The following is a 21,104-nucleotide window of genomic DNA, read 5'->3' on the forward strand; positions in this document are numbered from 1 at the left end:
CTCCCGGTCCAAGCGAGTTCGGGCTGCGCTTAGATTGCTAGGGGCAGGTCGCGCAGGGGGCGGGACCGCCGGCGAAGATGTAGTTGATCAGGTAGACGGCGTCGGAGATCGAGATGGCGTTGCTGCAATCGGCATCGCCGGAAAGCAAGGGGTTGGGCGCGGGGCCGCCGGCGAAAATGAAGTTAATGAGGTAGACGGCGTCGGAAATGGAGATCGCGGCCGAGCCGTCGGCATCGCCGCAGACGAATTCGCAGAGGTCGCCGATGCCGTCGTGATCGGCGTCGGCCTGATTAGGGTTGGAGCGATTCGGACAATTGTCACAGAGGTCGCCGATGTTGTCGCCGTCGGCATCGGCCTGGTCGACGTTGCCGATGGCCGGGCAATTGTCGAGATCGGCGCAGATGCCGTCGCCGTCGGCATCGTTGAGCGCATCGAGCGGACAAGTATCGCAGGCATCGCCAAGGCCGTCGCCATCGGAGTCGGTCTGGGACGCGTTGCCGACCGACGGGCAGTTGTCGCAGTTGTCGCCGACGAGGTCGCCATCAGAGTCGGTGGATTCACATTCGTCCAGATACAGGTGCTGGTCGGCGGCGACGTTGGTGAGAATGCGCACGACGCCGGAGGGCCAGGTGACGACGAGCGAGTCGACGGTCAGGGCGTCGCCGAGGCCGAACCAGGCATCCTCGCCGTTTTGCACGCAGTAGCCGGCCTGGCTGGTGACCTCGCGCATCTGCCAGCGCGGGACGCCGCCGATGGTGGCTTTGATTTTCAGGCGCGTGCCGATGCCGGAACGGTTGGAGCGCGAGCCGACGCATTCGAGCGCGAGGTAGTGGTTGCTGTTGCCGCCGTTCAGGTAGAGCGCGTTGTTTTCGGAAGCGCCGAGACATTTGGCCAGGGCGAGGTCGAGGTCGCCGTCGGCATCGATGTCACCAAAGGCGCAGCCGTAGGTCCAGCCATCATCGGTGGCGATCGGATCGGAGAGGTCGCGGGTGAATGTGCCGTCGCCATTGTTGAGAAAGAGGAAGTTCGTTGTGGCAAGGGGCGCGAAGGCATTGCAGACGTAGAGATCGAGGTCGCCGTCGTTGTCGACATCGGCAAAGGTCGAGCCGACGCCGTAGCCACCGCTGGAGACGACGGGACCGGTAGTGACTTTGGTGAAGGTGCCGTCGCCGTTGTTGGTGTAGAGACAATCGTGCTGGTCTTCCCCATTGGCGACGAAGAGATCGAGGTCGAGATCATTGTCGATATCGCCCCAACTGGCGCCGAAGGATTCATTCAGATCGGTCACGATATTTCCGGTTGTGATCTTGGTAAATGTGCCGCCTCCGTCATTGCGATAGAGGTTGTTGGGGTGATTGAACTCGTTGGCAACGAAGAGGTCGAGGTCACTGTCGTTGTCATAGTCACCCCAGGCGCCGACGCGCGAGCGAAACAGGTCCGTTGACTGCGGGCCGGTGAGAATCTTGGTAAAGGTACCGTCGCCATTGTTGTGAAAAAGGAGATTGGCCAGCGAGCTGAAGCTGTTGCAGACGTAGAGGTCGAGATAGCCGTCCTGATCGTAGTCGGCCCAGGAGCCGGCCTCGGAGTGCGTGCCGCCGGTGGCGATGGGACCGGTGGTGATCTGCGCGAAGGTGCCGTTGCCGTTGTTCTCATAGAAGATATTGGGATTGTTCCACCAGGTTGCGACGAAGCAATCCTCATCGCCATCGTTGTCGAAATCGCCGAAGGTGGCGCCGTCGGAGGCGAGCGCGACAGTTGTGATCGGGTCGCCGGTAATCTTGACGAAGGTACCGTCGCCGTTGTTGCGATAGAGGTAGTCGGGCTGGCCCAACTGCGGGCCATTGGTGATGAATAGATCGAGGTCGCCGTCGTTGTCGTAATCGACGAAATTGGCGGAGCGTGAGTCGCCGGCATCGGAAACGACCGGGCCGGTGAATACCGGCGTGAAGGCGGCAGAAAGGTCGCCGAAAGTGGCCAGCGTGATGATCATAATTGCCGTCGACGCGGCTGGGAACGAACGCGATTTCACTCCTGACATGTGTGCCTCGCTTGGAAGAGGTAGCCGGCGGCAGCCGGGGTTACGTCCTGGTCTTCGCAACAAGTTTACTGCCGCGGCGGTGTCTTAGTTACCGGAGTGTCGGGAACCGGGCGGGCGGTGCAGTGAAACGGCTGATGGCGGCGGCGAAACGGCGCGGGCGGTCAGCGTTCGGGGAGGATGCGGGTGAGAGCGCTGCGGTAGCTGCGGCTGAGCTTGTGCTTGCTGCCATCCTGAAGGAGGACGATGTACTCGCCGTGGAAATGGGCTTTGAGCTCCTTGACGCGGGCGAGGTTGATGATGGTCGACCGGTGGATGCGCGCGAATTGTGCCGGATCAAGTTGGTCTTCCAGACGGCTGAGGGATTCGCGAATGAGATAGGTCTGTTTGCCGGCGTGCAGTTTGGCATAGTAGTCGTCGGCCTCGATCCAGTCGACAGCCGCTGCTTCAACGAACTGAATACGATCACCGATCTTCACAGTGAACCTGGAAAGGAATTCGCGCGCCGGAGCCGATGAATCGCTTAGCAGGGCCAGCAGGCGTTTGGTCGTTTCGCCCAACTGTTTGTCGACGATGACGGATTTGACCCGCGCCAGGGTCTTGGCGAAGCGATCGGGATTCAGCGGTTTGAGGACGTAGTCGAGGGCGCGAGCTTCGAATGCGGCCACGGCGAAATCATCAAAGGCAGTAACGAAGACCACCAGGGGGAGTTCTTCCGGCTTGAGCTTGCGCAGGACGCCAAAGCCATCCAGCTCGGGCATTTGGACATCGAGAAAGACGAGGTGCGGGCGCAGGCGGCGGATGGCAGCGACGGCCTCTTTACCGTTACCGCACTCGCCAAGGATCGTGAATTGCGGGTCCGGCTTCAGGGCCAGGCGAATGCCTTCGCGGGCGAGCGGTTCGTCGTCGACGATCAAGGTGGTGATGAGTTCCATCAGACCGTGTCCCCTGCCGAAGCCATATTCGGGATCGTCAGTTGTGCAATAACACCGCCGGAAGGCTGGTTGGCGATCGCAAATGAATGATCGCCGCCATAGAGGTACTGCAGGCGGCGACGGGCGTTGGAGATGCCGACGCCTTCCTTGAACGCAGTAACGTCGATACCGTTGCCGTCGTCGCTGACGCTGACATTCAGCCGGTTCCCGGCAGCGGCGGCGGTGATCGTGACGCGGCCGGCATCGGCTTTACGGGCAACGCCGTGGCGGATGGCATTTTCCACGAGCAACTGGACGATGAAGCTCGGCACTGCGGCGGTCAAGGTGCCGGTTGCGACGTTGAATTCGACGCGCAGGCGTTCGCCGTAACGAACTTGCTCGATGGCGACATACTTGCGGACGAAGGCCAACTCGTCGGCGAGCGGCACCAATTGCGCGTTGTCTTTGGCCAGCACTTCGCGGAGCAAGTCGCTGAGATGGTTGAGCACCTGATTAGCGGCGGCGGTGTCGCCCTTCTGCATCAAGACGGAGATCGAGTTGAGGGTGTTGAAGAGGAAGTGGGGCTGGAGCTGTTGTTGGAGCGCTTCAAGGCGGGCGCGACCGAGTTCGGCCTCGAGCTGCGCGGCCTGCAAGGCGCGCCGGCGCGACTGGCGTTGGTAGTCGATGGCGTAGAAGACGCCGAGGATCAGGGCATAGACGAGCAACTGTGCCGGGAAGCGGCCGAACAGGGTCGGTACTACCTGGCCGACGTAATACTCCCAAGTGACCGGTTCCTGGTAAACCAGGATGGAGATGAAGACGCCGAGGCCAATCTGAATGACGGCGAAGAGTGATCCGATGAGCAAGTGAGCCAGTCCGGGAAGGAGCCAGGCGCGGGTATCAATGCGGAAGCGGCGGCCGAGCCAGAAGATAACCGGCGTGAGCGCCGCCCAGATATACCAGGCCAGTTGGAAGTCGAGCAACCATTTCCAGAATACCGTTTCGCGGCCAAGCTGCAGGTAACGGGTGTGATAGAGCACCGCCGAGAGCAACGCGGGAAGCGTGAACACCCCGAGCACGAGGAGGATGCGGCTCAGCAGGCGCGGGACGGGCGAACTGGAGACGGGGCGCATACCGGAAGTATACGAACGCGGTGGGCGCCGCCAACCAAAATTGCGCAGGGGAACGGCCTTCCGGTGCCGCCAAGCGGAAGTCGCTGCAAATCAATAATAGAGCCATTTATACTACAATTGCTTGCCTTTTGGCGCCGGAAATGGTAAATAACGATCAGGTGCGTTTGAGCGCAGGCAAGCAGTGAGATGGCGATGCCGGCGGTGGCGGTCCGGCGCCGAATTTTCTTCGCCCAGAGGCGGCGAATCACCGGTTTCGTACAAAAATTTTGCGACGATGATTTTTCCGCATCTTTTCGCGGGGCGCAGACGTAAGTACGATTCCAAAGCCGCATCGCTGCCGGGTTGGAACCCTCAATAAGTGGATGGAGGAAAAACCATGGCACTCCAATTGGGCGACATCGCCCCGGATTTCCAGCAACAGTCCACCGCGGGAGAGATCAGTCTCTATGATTATCTCGGCGACGGGTGGGGCGTGCTGTTTTCGCATCCCGCCGACTTCACGCCGGTCTGCACGACCGAGCTGGGGATGGCGGCGCGACTGAAGCCGGAATTTGACCGGCGCAACGTGCGGATGCTGGCGCTCTCGGTCGATCCGGTCGAGGCGCATCGCCAGTGGGTCGGCGACATCAACGAGACGCAGCGGACGCAGGTCAACTTCCCGATCCTCGCTGATGCCGACCGCAAAGTGAGCGATCTGTACGGGATGATTCATCCGAATGCGAACGACACGATGACCGTGCGGTCGGTGTTCGTGATCGACCCGGACAAGCGCATCAAATTGACGCTGACCTATCCAGCGTCGACCGGGCGCAACTTCGACGAACTCCTGCGGGTAATTGATTCGCTGCAGTTGACGGCACGGTTCAGTGTAGCCACGCCGGTCAACTGGAAGCAAGGCGAAGATGTGGTGATCGCGCCGGCACTGCAGGACGCCGAAGACCTGAAGCGGCGTTTTCCGAAAGGTTATACGGTGATCAGGCCGTACCTGCGGATGACGCCACAACCCAGCCATTAGCCAGCGATGGAGTGATTGATGTATCTTCAGCAAATCAGCGATCCGAAATTGGGACAGCATGCCTACCTGATCGGTTGCCAGGAAACCGGGCAGGCGATCATCATCGACCCGCAGCGAGATATCGACCGCTATCTGGCGGCGGCGCAGGCAGCCAAGCTGAGGATCGTTGCCGCGGCTGACACGCACATTCACGCCGACTATCTTTCCGGCCTCCGGCAGTTCGCGGAACTGCCGGGGGTCGAGATTCTGGCCTCGGCGGAGGGCGGAACGGAGTGGCAGTTCGAATGGCTGGTGAACTCGCCGTTCCGGTATCGGCTGTTGCGGAATCGCGATCGATTTACGATTGGTCGCGTACGACTTGAGGCCTGGCATACGCCCGGGCACACGCCGGAGCACCTGGTGTACCTGGTGACGGACACGACGCGCAGCGAGCAACCGGCGGCGCTGTTGTCGGGCGATCTGGTGTTCGTCGAGGATGTCGGCCGCCCCGACTTGCTGGAAGCCGTGATCGGACAGATCGGTGCAGCCCAAGCGGCCGCCGGAGAGTTGCGGCTGTCACTGCAGAGGCTGCGCGCGCTGGGACCGGAGCTGTTGTTGTTGCCGGGTCACGGAGCCGGAAGCGCCTGCGGAAAGAGCCTGGGTTCGATGCCGATCTCGACATTCGGTTATGAAGCGGCAACTAATCGTGCGCTGCGGCTGCTCGATCTGCCGCACGAATTCACCGACTACATTTTGCGCGGCCAGCCCGAGCCGCCGCCATACTTCAAGCGGATGAAACAGCTCAATCGCGGCGGCGTGCCGCTGGTCGATTCGCAGGTGCGACCGCGCCAGCGGTCGTCGTCTGAACTGGCTGAGATTATCGGTTCGCCCGAATGGGTGATCGTCGATACGCGCTCTTGGGAGCTTTATCGCGGCGGCCACTTCCCCGGAGCGCTGTTTGCGCCGATCGACAAGTCGTTTACGACCACGATCGGGTCATTCATCGCGCCCGAAGATCGGATTTGTCTTGTGATCGAGCCCGCGCAATTAGCGGAAGCGCTCGCCGATTGCCGCCGGATCGGGTTGGATCGTGTCGAGTGCTACCTGACACCGGAAGAAGTACAGTCGTACCAGCAAAGCGGGGGCCCAATGGCACGCGCCGACCAGATCAACATCGTATCCCTGGCGGAACGAATGGCGCGACCGGATACGCTGGCACTGGACGTCCGGAGCACAGCAGAAATTGCCGAGACCGGGATGATCGAGGGGACGCGGAATATCCCGCACACGCAGTTGAGTCTGCGTCTTGATTCCCTGCCGCGAGAGCGCAACATCCACGTCTTTTGCCGCACCGGTAATCGCTCGCGCGTCAGTTGCGGTTATCTGGAGCGGCAAGGATTTCGCACGACCCTCGTCGACGGCGGAATCGAGGAGTGGAAGCTGCTCGACGGCGAGTTGGTTCCGGCCAACGAGGTTTTGAACTAATCGGGCCGAGTCCGCACAGCAACTATTTCATCCACATCTGAGTTGATCACGGTTAATCGACGCTACGGGCAGGCCGCGCAGGGCGCCGGGCCACCGGCGAAGATGTAGTTGATCAGGTAGACGGCGTCGGAAATCGAGACGGCGCCGGTGCAGTCGACATCGCCGGAGAGCAACGGATTGGGCGCGGGACCGCCGGCAAAGATGTAGTTGATCAGGTAGACGACGTCGGAAACGGTGACAGATCCGGAACCGTCGGCATCGCCGCAGACGTAGCTCGGAAGACAGATCTTGGTTAAGAAGGCATCGGTCAGGGCCATCGAGCCATCGTAAGGGGCGACGATCGGAAAGTTGACGGAGGCGGTCGATCCGGTCACATAGGCACAACCGGAGGGATCGACAGCGATGCCGGTGCTGCGATCATCGGATGTTCCGCCTAAGTACGTGCAGAACTGAAGGGCGGACAGATCTGAACTGAACTTAGCCACAAAAACATCATCAACGCCGTTGTAGGTGGAATCGTAAGCCTCTGCCGTTGGGAAATTGGCGGAGGTAGTCGTACCGCTGAAGTAGAGAGCACCGGAAGCATCAGTTGCCAGGCCCGTGGACTGCGGTGTCTGGATGTCTTCGCTCGATCCGCCGAGATAAGTGCAGCGCAGCAGACTGGCGGCGAGCGGCGTGAACTCGGCGACAAAGCCGTCGCCGTCGCCGTGCGCAAAGCTTGGTTGATAGACACCGGGTGTCCCGAGTCCCGGACTGTTCAACATGCCGGCAATGACGATGTTGCCGTTGCCACGCAGGAGGATTTCCGAGGCAAATTCCGTCCCGCCGGTGGAATCAGCCCCGCCGAAGTACGTGGAAAAAAGCGCGTAAAGAGAGCCGTTGCCCGCAATATCAAAACCGGTAATGAAGGCGTCGGCGACCTGGCCGGTAAAGGTCGCGTCGTAGGCATTGACAGTCGGGAAATTCGTCGAGCTGGTGGCGCCGGCGACATAGGGTTTGAACGCGGACGAGCCTTGCACGGTCACGGCATAGGCGTTCTCGCCGCCGCTGCCGCCGAGGAAAGTGCTGTAGACCAGCGAATTGCCGCTGATCGAGCTGACACTGTACTGCGTAAGAAAGGCATCGCTGACACCGCCTACAGTCGTTTGATATGCATTGGCCAGCGGAAAATCGGAAGAGGCGGTTGCGCCAACGACGAAGACACGCATGGTCGGCGTTGAGCATGGAAAGGGACAGCGCAGGGCGATGTCATTGACGCGATCCCACTGGCTGCCGCCGAGAAAGGTGCTGAAGGGCAAGCTTGATCCACCCGACCCGATCTTGGCGACGAAGGCATCATCACTGCCGCCGAGGGTTGCGTCGATTGCGCCAACCATGGGAAAATTCGAAGCAAAGGTTTCACCGGCCACATAAACGGCAGCCGAGCTGGTCGAGCCTTCGAGGGCGAGCGTGTAAGGATAATCAGGGCCGATACCGCCAAGGAAAGTCGAGTAGAGCAGCGCAGCCCCGGAGGCATTGAACTCGCTGACGAAAACGTCGGTGGCGGCGGCAAACGTATTGTCATAGGCATTGACCGTGGGGAAATCTGACGACCACGCGACACCGGTGATGAAGACCTCGCCAGTGGGGGTTACCGCAATATCGTAGGCCAGGTCGGAACTGGCGCCACCCAGGAAGGTGCTGAAGGTCAGAGTCGGATCGATCACCAGCGGGCGGGCCTGATCGTAATCATCGGCCAGAGCGAATGCAAAGGAGTTGTCGTCAAGGCGCGTGAAACCGCCGGTAACGGGGCGGCAACTTCCCTGCTGCTCCTGAAAGATCAGCGGCGCACTTTCGGTGATCGTGCTCCAGGCGGTGGTCACGACCAAGTCGCCGGAGGCCGCGACATCGAGATCGCGTACGTTGTCGTAGCGGACGCGAAACCGGCCGGGATCGGCGCCCGGTTTGACGATCACGTCGTACTCGATCTTGCCGGCGTTGAAATGATAGCGTAGATCGATGCCGTCATAGAGTTCGCTGATCACGAGCGCCTCAAAGTTGGGCACATCGGTGCGCCAGCGGGTAGAATCGTTGCCGAGGAAGTAATTGTGCTTGTGCTCAAGGACGGACTCACCGCTGAAACGCGGTGAAGCATTCGCATCGACAAAGGTCGCCTTGACGAGCAGACCGTCATATTCAGGATAGACGGAGTTGCTCTCCAGACTGGTCGAAGTCGTAACGGGCGTGCCGGGCTTGTGGCGAAGGAACTGGAAATAGACGCCGTCCGCGGCGAGCCAAAGGACTTCATTGGCGGCGGCGGCCCGGAAGCGGATGTGGTCCGGCCACTGGCCGAGATTGGGAGTGAAGCTGAAGGCAGCGGTGTTGACGGCTTCGAGTTGAGCGGGAAGCGGGATGGGGTCAGCCGCCGGGAGCGGGTTCGATACCAGCAAGACAGTCAACAGGGACACAGTCACCACCATCAGAACAAGACGCGAAAGCATAGGGCCAGACCTTTCTCAGAAGGGAAAGCGTAAGCGAAACAGCATTGGATAATGTAGACCCAATATAGCCCCAATTGCGATTTTGGCAAACGAAAAGTGGATTTCAATTCACCAGGGGTTGTTTGTCTCCGGGGCGGAATGCCGGATCAGCGATGAAGCGTTACGGGCAGGCCGCACAGGGCGCCGGGCCGCCGGCGAAGATGTAGTTAATCAGGTAGACGGCGTCGGAAATCGAGACGGCGCCGGTGCAGTCGACATCGCCGGAGAGCAGCGGATTGGGCGCGGGACCGCCGGCAAAGATGTAATTGATCAGGTAGACGGCATCGGAGATTGTGACCATGCCGGAGCCATCGGCATCACCGCACTCATACTGCACGAATTTCGCGACCAGATAGTCCTCGTAAGTGCTCACTCCGCCGTCAAAAGTACCGCCAACCAGGATATTGCCCACAGCATCAACCGCGATGACGCTGCCAACATCGCCTTCGGCGCCCGGACTGCTGATTTCCTTTTGCCAGCGAGTGACACCGTCGTCACGCAGACTGACAACGAGAAGATCCAGATTATTCGGCGTCGGTGTGTTGATGTAGCCAGTGGCGTAAACATTGCCCGCGGCATCGACACTAACTGCCCGCGCATCGCTTCCCTGGGTTTGCGCGCCCGGGAAGGCGCGAACCCAAGCGGTATCACCATCGGGTTGGTATTTGATGACGGTGAATTGTTGTCCCAGAAATCCGCCATTAGTGTTGCCGACAACGTAGGCGTGGCCGACCGGGTCGACAACCATGTCGGTCACGAAGTCCTCAGCCCCGAACGGGTCATCATAGACGCTTGTCCACAAGGTATCTCCGTCGGGTGAGTATTTTATGGTCGTGATTCCGACCTGAATACCGGAGGAAGGCTGATTATAGCCGCACACGTACACGTTGCCGGCGGAGTCGACGCCGGTGCGCAGGCAAATATCGATCGGCTCCGGTGAATCGTACGATCGAACCCAATCGCGAAGGCCCGTATTCGCGTACTTGATCGCCGTGAAGATTGGCCCCGAAGCGGAGGCTTCCTGCCCGCAGACAACGATTTCGCCGCTCTTGCCGATCACCAGATCGTGGGGGTACTCGCTGCCGTGAGCTTCGCCATCGTACTGGTCCTGCCAGATGATGCCCCCGGCCGGCGAGTATTTGACCGTGAGAAAATCATAACCGGCTGCGACCGTCAGTTTCATTCCAGTCACGTAAATGTAGCCGGAATCGTCGACGGCGATATTTAGTGCTTCCTCCCGCAAGTTGTATCCGCCGATCCGACTTCGCCATGCCAGTTGTCCGTCGACAAGATACTTAAGCACGACCCAATCGGCGATGTTATTCGTTGTGTCGGACATCCCGCAGACATACACGTTGCCCCATTGATCGACGGCGACACCGTTGCCGCGGTCAAAGCCGTTAGCCGGTCCGTTGTAGATGCGAGCCCAGGCGGTGTCGCCAGAGGGTAAGTACTTAATGGTGGCGATGTCATCAAAGGAACCGCCGCTGCCCCAGACATAACCGGTGACATAGGTTGCTCCAGCTGCATCAACTGCCAGATCCATCAGGATATCCGGAGCAACATCTCCGAAGCTTCTGACCCAAGCGGTATCAACGTGCATCGCCGTCGCGGTGTTGCCCAAAAGGCAGACCGCCAGAAGGAGTTGCTTAAGCACGGTCATTACTCCTGCGAGAGTCTTAAATGCTCGTTCCGTCCGCGTTCGCTGCGACGGAGATTCAATTCAGATCGTTAGCGATAGTTAACCGAGAGTAGACCTTGTGTCTGAAGTCAGGTTATTAATATACGAAAAAGGCAGCAGCAGTCAACGACTTCTTACGGCCGCTACGGGCAAGCGGCGCAGGGCGCCGGGCCGCCGGCGAAGATGTAGCTAATCAAGTAGACGGCATCGGAGATTGTCAGGATGCCGTTGCAGTCGGCATCACCGGAGAGCTTCGGGTTGGGAATCGGTCCCCCGATGAAGATGTAGTGGATGAGGAAGATCACATCGGAGACTGAGAGTGTCCGGGAGTTGTCCGCATCGCCGCAGAGGAAGTCAGAGTACTTGTTGAGATAGGCGCTGTAATTGCTCCCGCCGTCGGAACTCCAGCCGCTGACGAGCCAATTCCCCGTCGGGTCCGGGGCGAGCAATTCGGCCAGTTCGAAAGTATTACCCAGACCGTAGTATTTCTGATTCCAGACCACGCGGCCCCAGTGCTCATACTTCCGGAGCAGCATGTCGCCGGTGTCGAAGGTGTCGCTGCGGTCGTTCATGGCGAGCACAACAATGCTGCCGTCGGCGGCCACCTGCAGAGCGCCGGGCTCATCGCTTTCGTGGGTGACGCCGTCATAGACGTCGGACCAGAGCAACTGGCCGTTCGGCGAGAACTTGAGTACGGCCAAGTCGGAGATGCCATACTCGCCGAGGTTGGTGTATCCGGCGACGACGATGTTGTCATTTCCGTCGCACACAACGTGCGTTCCAAAATCGCTCAACCCGGCGGTCGGGCCGAAGCGCCGCGTCCAGAGAGTATCACCGTCGGGAGAATACTTGATAACGAGCAAGTCAACATCGAGGGGCGCATTTGTCACGGTCGTCTGACCGACCACGATCAGATTGCCGACGTCATCGATTGCGAGCGCCCGGCCATCGTCAGCCGCTGCGCCGGGGAACGCGGCGAAGTTGCGACACCACAGCTCATCGCCGGCGGAGGAATATTTGCAGGTGAAGACGGAAGCGGTTGATAAATCAGCTGCGATACCCGTCACGCCAAGATTGCCCTCGGAGTCCAGGGCGAGGGCGTTGGCGGCGAGCTTCTCATAAGGCGCCGCCGTCTTGGTGCGCAGCCAACCGAAGGAGCCATCGCCATTGAACTTGGCGATGACCCAGTGCTCGGCCTCCTGTTCGCCGTAGATCTTGCCGCCGCAATAAATGTTGCCGGCCGAGTCACTCACCCAGTCGTAAATCCAGATGCCGAGGTCACAAGTTTCGGTGTAGCGGCGCATCCAGAGCGTATCGCCGGCCGGGGTACATTTGATGATCTGGATGCATGAATTGGCACCGACCTGATGCCAACCGGGCAGGAAGAAATTGCCGTCGCCGGAAGGCAGCAAAGTGCGGACAGCATCGCCACCGTGGTCGGGGCTGTCGAAGGACTTCATCCAGAGCCGTTGGCCCGAGGGAGTGTACTTGAACAGAAGGACATCCGCGTTGCCGGACGGGACCGAGTTGCCGTTTGCAGCAAGGTAGGAATTGCCGGTCGCGTCGACGATAATCCCCGTCGGATTGATATTGGTGACGGTGGAGTCGGTACAGAAATCTGTCCATACCGTCCGCGGCTGCTGGCCCATGACTGCACATGTCGCGAGGATTACAAGGCCGGCTGTAAAGAATTGTTTTCGCATAGTAACTTCCTATTCACCCGTAAGAAGTTTCATCACACCTCACGGGCAGGCGGCGCAGGGCGCCAGGCCAGCAGAGAAGATATAGTTGATCAGGTAAACGGCGTCAGAGATGTTGACGGCAGCGCTGCAGTCGGCATCGCCGGCCAGCAGCGGAATCGGCGCCGGACCGCCGGAGAAGATGTAGGCAATCAAGTAGACTACATCGGAAATCGTGACGGCACCGGAGCCGTCGGCATCGCCGCAGAGATACGGCGCGGGCACGGCATTCAGGAAGACCGAGACATTGTCAGAAAACGAATTGGCGACCGCAATGTCAAGGGAGCGATTGTTGTCGAGATCGACGGCACAGATGCCCCGCGGGCCGTCGCCGGCGGCCAAAGTTGCCGCAACTGAGAAGACCCCGCCGGTATTCTCGAGGACGGTGGCGTTATCCGATCCTTCGTTGGCAGTCAGGAGATCGAGGTCCAGGTCGCCGTCCAGGTCAGCGGCGCGGATACATTTGGGGCCGACGCCGACGCTGTAGGTGCTGTCGACGCTGAACGCGCCACCGGAATTGGCCATGAGGACGACCTGGTTAATGTTGGCACAGGCGACCGCCAGATCGAGGTCGCCGTCGAGATCAAAATCGCCGCCGTCGAGCGCCCAGGGACCATCGCCGACAGCATAGTCGGTGCGGGGGGCAAAGGTGCCGTCACCGTTATTCATAAAGACGGAAATGTTGTCCGGGGTGAAGTTGGTAATGGCAATATCGAGATCGGAGTCGCCATCAAGCTTGCCGACAAAGACGCCGAAGGGCCCGGACGGAGTGGCATAACCGACGCCCGGCGCGAAACCGCCGCTGCCGTCATTGAGGCAGACGACAACCAGATTCGAGACGGTGCTGGTGGTGACCAAGTCAATCGCGTTATCGCCGTTGACGTCGGCGGCGTAGAGGGCGATCGTGCCGATGCCGGTGACGGCGTAGGGAGTCGGGACAGCAAATGCACCGGCGCCGAGGTTGTCCAGGACGTTGATCTGCGCCGGACTTTCGTTGCAGACCGCAAGTTCCGGCAGCGCGTCGTTATTGAGTCGCGCCGAGACGAGCCATCGCGGCCGTCCGCCGGCAGCGAAATTCGTAAATGACGGGAAGACACCTCCGCCGGAATTCAGCAAGACGGAAAGATTATCAGCGAGGAGGTTGGCCGTAGCCAGGTCGATTTTGCCGTCGAGATCGAAATCGGCAGCGGCGATCGAGATCGGGTAATCACCCGCACCATAATTCAGGGCCGGATTGAAGGCGATCGAGTCGGTCGCAGCCGATGCCGATGCCGTCACGAGGAAGGTGAGACCGGCCAGCAGCAGCATCATGAACAGGCGCATAAAGATTCCTTTCCGCAAGAGGATTCTCGGAAGTACGGTTGCTCGCGACGGGTCATCATGCAGCACCAATCAGGCGGGGCAGGGAAGGTGAGCGCGCCCGACCCTGAATTGTGGTGGAAATGATCTGTCGCGAAAAGTCCGCGGGTTGAGATTCCCGCGAGAAACGTCTCTAATATAAGCAACGTTAGCGGCGAGTCAAGGCACGACTACGCGGGCGGAAGAGGTGTCGTTCGCCGATTCAGCGAGGACTGCGATCAGACCAGGTCCAGCCGGCTACGGGCAGGCGGCGCAGGGCGCGGGGCCGCCGGCGAAGACGTAGTTGATCAAGTAGACGGCGTCGGAGATGCTAAGCGCGCCGCTGCAGTCGGCATCACCGGCCAGGAGCGGATTCGGCGTCGGACCACCGGCGAAGATGAAATTGATCAAATACACGGCATCGGAAATGTTCACCGCTCCGGAGCGATCGGCGTCGCCACAGAGATAATCACAGACATCGCCAATACCGTCGGAGTCAGCGTCGGCCTGGTCGGCATTGGCCATCATCGGACAATTATCACAGGGGTCCCCGTAGCCGTCGGCATCCTGATCCGAATTCGTGGCGGTGGGCAGGTTCGGGCAATGATCCAGCGGACAAGTGTTCAACGGGAAGCCGGGGTTGCCGAAGCCGTCACCATCGCTGTCGGTGCACGAGTCGCACAGATCGCCGCTGCCGTCGCTGTCGAGGTCGGCCTGGTCGGCATTGGCCACGGTGGGACAGTTGTCGCAAGCGTCGCCGCGACCGTCAGAGTCGCCATCGGATTGAGCCGGGTTGGCCAGGCCGGGGCAATTGTCGGTGTTATTGGCAGCACCGTCACCATCGCTGTCATAGATGACGTAAGCGTACAATTGGCCGGCGGCGATGGAATCGACGCGGATGGTGATGCCGGTCGGGCCGTAGTAGCCGTCACTGTTGGGCGTGGTGGTCGGGCTGAAGAGGTTTTGACCGGCGACGTCGGCGGAGAAAGCGGCACCCTTGCGCGATTCGTAGGGATACCACCACTGGGCGGAATCGGTGGCATGCCCTTCCGGATTGGTGGTTACGCCGTGAGCCGGGTTGTAGCCGGCATCCTCGATTGCCACCGTATAGTGCGGATAGACCGGAGTCCCGGAGTTGATGCGCCAGTATGGGGCGCCGAGGGAGTCATGAACGTGCGTAATAATCAAGCCGCGATCGAGCGGATCGCAGGCGAAGGTCAAGTCGGGCCAGAAGTAGCACGAGAAGTCGGAGTCGAGTTTGTCGTAACGCGCAGTTGACTGCGGGTCGCGGAATTCGAGCAGGAAGTACTCGCCGCGGGAGTCATCGATCACCAGTTTGTAGAGTGAATTGACCGGTGTCGTCTCGATGCTGTTGAGCACGAGGTTGTATTCCCCGCCGGACAGCGATGTTGGGGTATTCCAGCCGGCTTCCTTGCGGCACCAGCCGGAGTGGTGCGACGGAATCCGGGACTTGATCGAGAGGATTCCATAGCCGCCGTAGCCCATGACGCACCAGTCGTAGACCGGGTGGTCGTTGTCATCGTTCGGGGTATAGAAGGTCGGCACCTCCAGTTTGGCGTCGTAGTCGTAAAGGTCGGGCAAGCCGATGTTGTGCGCGAGTTCGTGGACGAAGACGCGGATGTAGTTGAGCGAGTCGAGTCCGAGGAACTGCGGCGGATTGTCAGGATCGCGCAGGGGGCGCGTTTCAGGAGAAGTATTCCAGTACGAGACGCGTTTACCGTCGAACGGTCCGGGCCCGGCACCGGGGGCGTATGATCGCGCGAAGGACCAGATGTCATCGAAATTGCCGGAATCCTCCTGGCCGTTGCCGCTGCGCAAGAAAACAACGGCGTCGACGATGCCGTCATTGTTGCCGTCGAACTGCGAAAAGTCGACGGTCGCATTGAGCTGCGGCAGCAGGTTTTCGAAATTGTAATTGGCGGTATAGTTGCCGCCGTTGACCCAGCCGACGATCTGGCCGGCGATGTGCACATTGCCGTAGGAGACCTCACGGTAGTACTCACGCACGGAGCCGATCGCAAAGCCGGAGTCGGCGAACCAGAGGCTGTCGAACACCGGCGCCGGGTAGGTGCCGGGGCGATCGTTCCATTCGACGAGAATAACGAGCACCTTGAGGGTATCCGCGGTGAAGCGGTAGTCACGCAGGGCCAGCGAATCGGACCGCGAGAGTTGTGAGGGCGGTAGTTTGCCAAATTGCCTTTCGGCAATGTGGTCGGGAATATCGAAGTGGACGGCGCGGGCGAGATCGGCGGCCAGAGCGAACTGACCAAGGACAATCGTTAAGATCAGGCTGAGAGCAATGAGGCGTAAGCAACGAGGCATATCATTCCCTTTCGCAGGAAGTACGATGTGCGGATACGTGTTAACGATAAGCAACTATTGGCAGTTGTCAACAAGGCAAATCGACAATTCTGAGGAACCGCAATCGCCGCGCCTGGCAACCGACGGGGGAGGCAAATTGCCCTCCAAATGTGGGGTCGCAGGATCATGGGCACGCGGCGCAAGGCGTCGGACCGCCGGCGAAGATGTAGTTGATCAGGTAGACCGCGTCGGAGATCGAGATCGCGCTGCTGCAGTCGGTATCGCCGGCCAGCAGCGGACTGGGCGCCGGGCCACCGGCGAAGATATAGTTGACCAGATAGACAGCGTCGGAAATGGAAATCGAGGTCGAGCCGTCGGCATCGCCGCAGAGATCTGGGGGATCGACGATCGACAAGCTGAAGCTCATGGTATCGGCGCGGGCGGGATTGTTGGAATCGATACAGGTCAGGGTGAAATAGAAGGTTGCACTGTAGGACGGCGTTCCGGCAATGATGCCGACGGTGTCGCCGACGAAGTCGCAACCAAAGGGCAGATCGCCGCCGAAGAAGCTCCAGTGCAGGGGCTCGGTCCCGCCGAAGGCCGTGAAGCGATAGGAATAGAACTGATCAAGATAGCCGGGCGGCAAGGTCCCTCCGACGATATGCAGGTTGCCGTCACAGCGATCGCCGATGCCGTCGCCGTTTTCGTCGGCTTGATCGAGATTGGCAATGACGGGGCAATTGTCGCAGGCGTCGCCCCAGCTGTCGCCGTCGGTGTCGGTCTGTGCGGGATTAGGATTGGCCGGGCAGTTGTCCAGCGAATCGGCGATGCCGTCGATGTCGAGATCGCCGGCGCTGTTAGCCTCAGTCCAGAGACGGCTGACGATACTGCTGACACCGCCGAAAGCCTCGCTGTTGGTGAGGACGACAATGGCGGTTTGTTTGGCCGGGCAGAAGCCGACGCGCGTACAGACGCCCTGGTCGCCGCCGCCATGTTCCCAAACCCATTGACCGCCGAAGTTGCTGTGAAACCAAGTGAGACCCTGCGAGGCGGCGATGGTCGGAAAATGAATGGTGGTAATCGTATCGATGGTGGCGGAATCAGCGACAACGACGGAGTCGACCATACCGTGCTGCAAATGCGCCAGAAGGAAGCGCGCCAGCTGCGGGGCGCTGGAACGCAGTGTCCCAGCCGGATAGTCGGCGTAGCCGAATTGTCCCAGAGCTTGATAGCTGCCATTCCAGTGATAAGGCATGGCGACGTTGATGGTATCGAGGCCGGCCAAAAACCAGGAGGAGTTGTTCATTTGTAGCGGCGCAAAGATCGAATCCTGGCAGTACTGGGCAAAAGGAACACCGGAGATGACCTGCACCAGGTAGCCGATCAGGACAAAGCCGTGATTGCAGTATTCGTGGACGGTGCCGGGCGCCCAGGAGTTGAAGTTGGCGACCGGGTCGTAGTAGCTACCGCCGGGAACAAAGTATGCGGCGACGTATTGATCGAGCGGGATGGGGGTGTCGCCGTAGACATAGGTCGAGAACATCACGTCCCAGTTGTCGTTGAGACTCGACGTGTGCGTCAAGAGCTGGCGAAAGGTAATCGGCGTGGACGGATGGTTCGGATTAATGATCTGAATCGGCAGGTAGTCGTTGATGTTGTCGTCGAGATCGAAGTTGCCGTTTTCCCAGAGCTGCATGAGTGCCAGACCGGTCACAGTCTTGGATACCGAAGCGAGCATGAAGAGTGTCGAGTCGGTGACGGGAATCCCGGCATCGACGTAGGAGTAGCCGAAGGCACCGGACCAGGCGATAGCGCCGTCACGGACGATGCAGGCGGAGAGTCCGGCAATGTGAGTTTGCGCCATGGTGGCGACGATGAAGGAATCAAGACTGACGTATGCAGTTGAGTTTCGCGGGGGAGATTCGGCAATCGATTGGTGGAATCGGTCGGTGTCGATTGCCGTCTGAGCCGCGACGCTCGATAACAGAGGCGAGATTGGCACGGTTGTGACAATGATGGCAACGGCAACAAGGCGGAAGGGCGGATGCAACGGGCATTCCTCCAGCGAGATTCGTCTCTGGCGGTGAAGCGAACACTGATTTGACGGTGAGAATGTCGTCTGGGATAATTGACGGAAGAATGGAGTTTTTGTTCGATAATAGTTGAGGTAGTTTTGAAAAAGATAAGGGGAGACGCAAGGTCTCCCCTCCGGAAGGGGCTTAAAACTTTGACTACATGCTACGGACAGGCGGCGCAAGGGGCCGGACCGCCGGCGAAGATGTAATTGATCAGATAGACGCCGTCGGAAATCGACACGGCCGAGCTGCAGTCGGCATCGCCTGCCAGAAGCGGATTGGGAGCAGGGCCGCCGGCGAAGATGTAGTTGATCAGGTAGACAGCGTCGGAAATCGAGACGGCGGTCGAGCCGTCGGCATCGCCACAAAGATAGGTTGAGCAGTCGTTGGCAGCGGCAAAGGAAGGATCAGTCTCGCTGAACGATCCGGTGCCGTTCGGGCAACGGGAAAAGGTCTTGTCGGTCGTTTGCGCGCCGAAGACCACTGACTGGAGCACGGTCGTGTCCGGCGCAGTGAAGACAACCGCCTCCCCCGATGCGGAAAGCTTGAAATTGGCATGCAGGCCGACCTGCGCACCGTCTTCATCAGCCCAGATTACCAAGTAACCGTTGGCGGCGATGGTCGTATCGGACAGCGCCCATTTCGTGACATTGTCGGTTTTGTCGGACAGGTAGCAGCCAGCGAGCGAGACCGATGATGAGCTGGTGTTGTACAATTCGATCCAATCCTCGTATTCGCCGTCCTGATCGGTAATTGTCGTGGCATTGTCGGCTTGAATTTCATTGACGACGACGAAGGTATAGCCGGCCGGGCAGGCGTTGGCGACGCCGAAGGAAGGCGCGGTGGTGCCGAAGGGACCGGTACCATTCGGACAGCGTGAGAAGCTGCTGTCGGTAACCTGCGCGCCGAAGCTGAGCGAGTCGATGACGGTGAGGTCGGGATTCGAGAAGACGATTGCCTCGCCGGAGGCGGAGAGCTTGAAGTTGGCATGCAGCCCGACCTGCGTGCCGTCCTCATCAGCCCAGATCGTCAGATAGCCGTGGGCCGCGATCGTGGTATCGGGGAAGGTCCACTTGCCGAAATTGTCGAGCTTGTCGGAAAGGTGGAATCCGCCGAGTGCGATCGGCGCTGCAGTAGTGTTGTACAGCTCGATCCAGTCCTCGTATTCGCCGTCTTGATCGGTGATCGTCGTCGCGTTATCGGCCTGGAATTCGTTGACCACAATGCCGGTGCCAGCAGGTGCGATTACTGTGATCAGCGAATCTTCGAATTCTGCGCGTGGCGGCAGGAACGAGGCCGCACTCGCGTTTTCGCCGTAGATGTAGTAATGCAGATCGGAGTTGGCGACAGCGACAGAAATGCCGTAGACGCCGTCGCCGGCGGCGCCATCGTTGTGGGCGCCGTCGTCAAGCATGGCAGTCTTGGTGAAGGGATAGACCGGATTGTCGCGGTACGCCAACAACACGGAGGTTGCGTTTGCCATGGTGGCCGTAATCGCGACCGTTCCACCAAAGGGAACCACGGCCGGCGAGTGGGTAACGGCTGAAATCGTCGGACCGGCCGCCTGAAACGCCGAGTGGTTGGTGAGATAGGAGGCGCGGGCGTTCATCAATTGCACGATGCCGGGGGCCGGGCCGACCTGGGAATTGAGATTGGCCAAGAAACTGGAATAGGACGAGAACTTGTTGGGATCGGCCTGCACGGCGGAGGCGATGATATTCTGCAGTTCGACGCCACGGGTCTGGTACCAGCCGTTGGCGAAGTTCTCGGCGATCATCGTCTTCATGTGCGCGATGTACTGCTTGCGATAGGTGGTATTAGGTAGAAACTTGTTGACGATCGGGTAATTGGGATTGGTCTCGTTCAGGAACGGGGTGAGCTGCTGCATCTGGGTGACAGTCAGGCTGGAACCGCCGATCAGGGAGTTGTAGCCGCCGAAATTCATGTTCAAGTCCCATATGATCGGATTGAACTGCCGGGCGTCGTCGCGATAGAGATAGTAGTTGTGGCCGAAATTGATCGGCGCATCGAGGTTGACCAGCAGGTTGTCGTAAGCCAGCATCCACAAGTGGCGGTCGACATCGAACACCTGCGCGACATCGGCGGTATGGTTGTTGAGCGTGTCGAGAAAGTCGATGAAGCTGGACCAGCCCTCATCGGAGTCAAGCTCGTAGGTGTCCATGTAGGCGGTCGAATCCTCGCCCTCGTAGCCCCAGACGACCCAGCTCATGGGCGGGCCTTCGATCTCGCCCTTGATGCGCGCGCCGCCACCGCTGCCAAAATGGGTATTGCAGAAGAGCTTGTCGACATCCTGCACGTTGACATACAGCCCCATCAAGGTGCCATTAACATAGACGTTGGAGTAGGCAGCCAGGCCGGCGGCCATGTACTTGCGCGCAATCTCGTAGCCGAGCACTTCGCGCAGGAATGACGGGTCGAACCAGACATTGGCGAGCTTGAGAGTGCCGTAGCCCTGATGCTCCTGGTCATCGATGATGTAATCGAGTTTGATGTTGAAGGGGTTCTTGACGCGGCTGGGGCTGTAAGTGGAAAAGCCCTTGTAACGCACGCCGACACTATCGTAGAAGACGCCGTCGACGGTGCAGCTTCCCAGCAGACGGTCTTCGCCGATCGCATAGAGGCTATCGAGAAGGTGGTCCCAATTGGACTGCTGAAACGTGATCTGGACCGTATGGATGACGGAGACATCATAGAGGTCCTGGCTGGCGGCCAGCGGGCACAGGGCGAGGATGATGAGAATGAGTTGCAGGAATTTTGACATAGCGGGCTCCGAGAGCAGGTAAAAAGTTCGTAACTGATCAGTGCTTCTAATAGTCGTTGGACAGCTCGGCAGCGTTCTTTCTTGTGC

12 protein-coding genes are annotated in these 21,104 nt (G+C 59.7%); 2 read left to right on the forward strand and 10 right to left on the reverse strand.

Features of this window, described 5'->3' with window-relative positions:
* Positions 1-37: 37 nt before the first annotated feature.
* The 3 genes from IT585_11830 to IT585_11840 all read right to left on the reverse strand — a co-directional run bounded on the left by IT585_11830 (position 38) and on the right by IT585_11840 (position 4,082).
* Positions 38-2,038: a VCBS repeat-containing protein gene (locus IT585_11830; GenBank protein ID MCC6963933.1), complete on the reverse strand. Its 2,001-nt coding sequence runs from the start codon at positions 2,036-2,038 to the stop codon at positions 38-40.
* Positions 2,039-2,199: 161 nt separating this feature from the next.
* Positions 2,200-2,952: a response regulator transcription factor gene (locus IT585_11835; GenBank protein ID MCC6963934.1), complete on the reverse strand. Its 753-nt coding sequence runs from the start codon at positions 2,950-2,952 to the stop codon at positions 2,200-2,202.
* 17 nt (positions 2,953-2,969) lie between these two features.
* On the reverse strand, positions 2,970-4,082 hold the full coding sequence (locus IT585_11840; protein MCC6963935.1) for a histidine kinase: 1,113 nt from the start codon (positions 4,080-4,082) through the stop codon (positions 2,970-2,972).
* A 376-nt stretch (positions 4,083-4,458) separates the two neighbouring features.
* Between IT585_11840 and IT585_11845 the strand changes: the two genes are divergently transcribed.
* The gene (locus IT585_11845) at positions 4,459-5,097 is read left to right on the forward strand and encodes a peroxiredoxin (GenBank protein ID MCC6963936.1); all 639 of its coding nucleotides are present in this window, start codon (positions 4,459-4,461) and stop codon (positions 5,095-5,097) included.
* A gap of 18 nt (positions 5,098-5,115) precedes the next feature.
* Positions 5,116-6,561, forward strand: coding sequence for an MBL fold metallo-hydrolase (locus IT585_11850; protein ID MCC6963937.1), 1,446 nt, complete (start codon positions 5,116-5,118; stop codon positions 6,559-6,561).
* 62 nt (positions 6,562-6,623) lie between these two features.
* On the opposite strand, the gene IT585_11855 is transcribed toward IT585_11850, so the two are convergent.
* The 7 genes from IT585_11855 to IT585_11885 all read right to left on the reverse strand — a co-directional run bounded on the left by IT585_11855 (position 6,624) and on the right by IT585_11885 (position 21,017).
* A complete protein-coding gene (locus IT585_11855; protein MCC6963938.1) occupies positions 6,624-9,041 on the reverse strand; it encodes an SBBP repeat-containing protein in 2,418 nt (805 codons plus the stop codon).
* Between the two features lie 160 nt (positions 9,042-9,201).
* Positions 9,202-10,737 carry a hypothetical protein gene (locus IT585_11860; GenBank protein ID MCC6963939.1) on the reverse strand — a complete coding sequence of 512 codons (1,536 nt, stop codon included), beginning with the start codon at positions 10,735-10,737 and terminating at the stop codon, positions 9,202-9,204.
* A gap of 167 nt (positions 10,738-10,904) precedes the next feature.
* Positions 10,905-12,464 (reverse strand): hypothetical protein, encoded by a 1,560-nt coding sequence (locus tag IT585_11865; protein ID MCC6963940.1) that lies wholly within the window; start codon positions 12,462-12,464, stop codon positions 10,905-10,907.
* Between the two features lie 39 nt (positions 12,465-12,503).
* On the reverse strand, positions 12,504-13,823 hold the full coding sequence (locus IT585_11870) for a VCBS repeat-containing protein (protein MCC6963941.1): 1,320 nt from the start codon (positions 13,821-13,823) through the stop codon (positions 12,504-12,506).
* 273 nt (positions 13,824-14,096) lie between these two features.
* Positions 14,097-15,344 carry a thrombospondin type 3 repeat-containing protein gene (locus IT585_11875; GenBank protein ID MCC6963942.1) on the reverse strand — a complete coding sequence of 416 codons (1,248 nt, stop codon included), beginning with the start codon at positions 15,342-15,344 and terminating at the stop codon, positions 14,097-14,099.
* A gap of 1,000 nt (positions 15,345-16,344) precedes the next feature.
* Positions 16,345-18,210 carry a serine hydrolase gene (locus IT585_11880; GenBank protein MCC6963943.1) on the reverse strand — a complete coding sequence of 622 codons (1,866 nt, stop codon included), beginning with the start codon at positions 18,208-18,210 and terminating at the stop codon, positions 16,345-16,347.
* A gap of 188 nt (positions 18,211-18,398) precedes the next feature.
* Positions 18,399-21,017 (reverse strand): CotH kinase family protein, encoded by a 2,619-nt coding sequence (locus IT585_11885; GenBank protein MCC6963944.1) that lies wholly within the window; start codon positions 21,015-21,017, stop codon positions 18,399-18,401.
* Positions 21,018-21,104: the final 87 nt, after the last annotated feature.

The sequence above is a fragment of the Candidatus Zixiibacteriota bacterium genome (assembly GCA_020853795.1).
Taxonomy (GTDB): Bacteria; Zixibacteria; MSB-5A5; order CAIYYT01; family CAIYYT01; genus JADJGC01.

Excerpts from the sequence above, each read along its gene's own strand:
- IT585_11830 (MCC6963933.1), bottom strand. The coding sequence starts at position 2,038 with ATGTCAGGAGTGAAATCGCGTTCGTTCCCAGCCGCGTCGACGGCAATT.
- IT585_11840 (MCC6963935.1), bottom strand. The coding sequence starts at position 4,082 with ATGCGCCCCGTCTCCAGTTCGCCCGTCCCGCGCCTGCTGAGCCGCATC.
- IT585_11845 (MCC6963936.1), top strand. The coding sequence starts at position 4,459 with ATGGCACTCCAATTGGGCGACATCGCCCCGGATTTCCAGCAACAGTCC.
- IT585_11850 (MCC6963937.1), top strand. The coding sequence starts at position 5,116 with ATGTATCTTCAGCAAATCAGCGATCCGAAATTGGGACAGCATGCCTAC.
- IT585_11855 (MCC6963938.1), bottom strand. The coding sequence starts at position 9,041 with ATGCTTTCGCGTCTTGTTCTGATGGTGGTGACTGTGTCCCTGTTGACT.
- IT585_11865 (MCC6963940.1), bottom strand. The coding sequence starts at position 12,464 with ATGCGAAAACAATTCTTTACAGCCGGCCTTGTAATCCTCGCGACATGT.
- IT585_11870 (MCC6963941.1), bottom strand. The coding sequence starts at position 13,823 with ATGCGCCTGTTCATGATGCTGCTGCTGGCCGGTCTCACCTTCCTCGTG.
- IT585_11875 (MCC6963942.1), bottom strand. The coding sequence starts at position 15,344 with ATGGGCTACGGCGGCTATGGAATCCTCTCGATCAAGTCCCGGATTCCG.
- IT585_11885 (MCC6963944.1), bottom strand. The coding sequence starts at position 21,017 with ATGTCAAAATTCCTGCAACTCATTCTCATCATCCTCGCCCTGTGCCCG.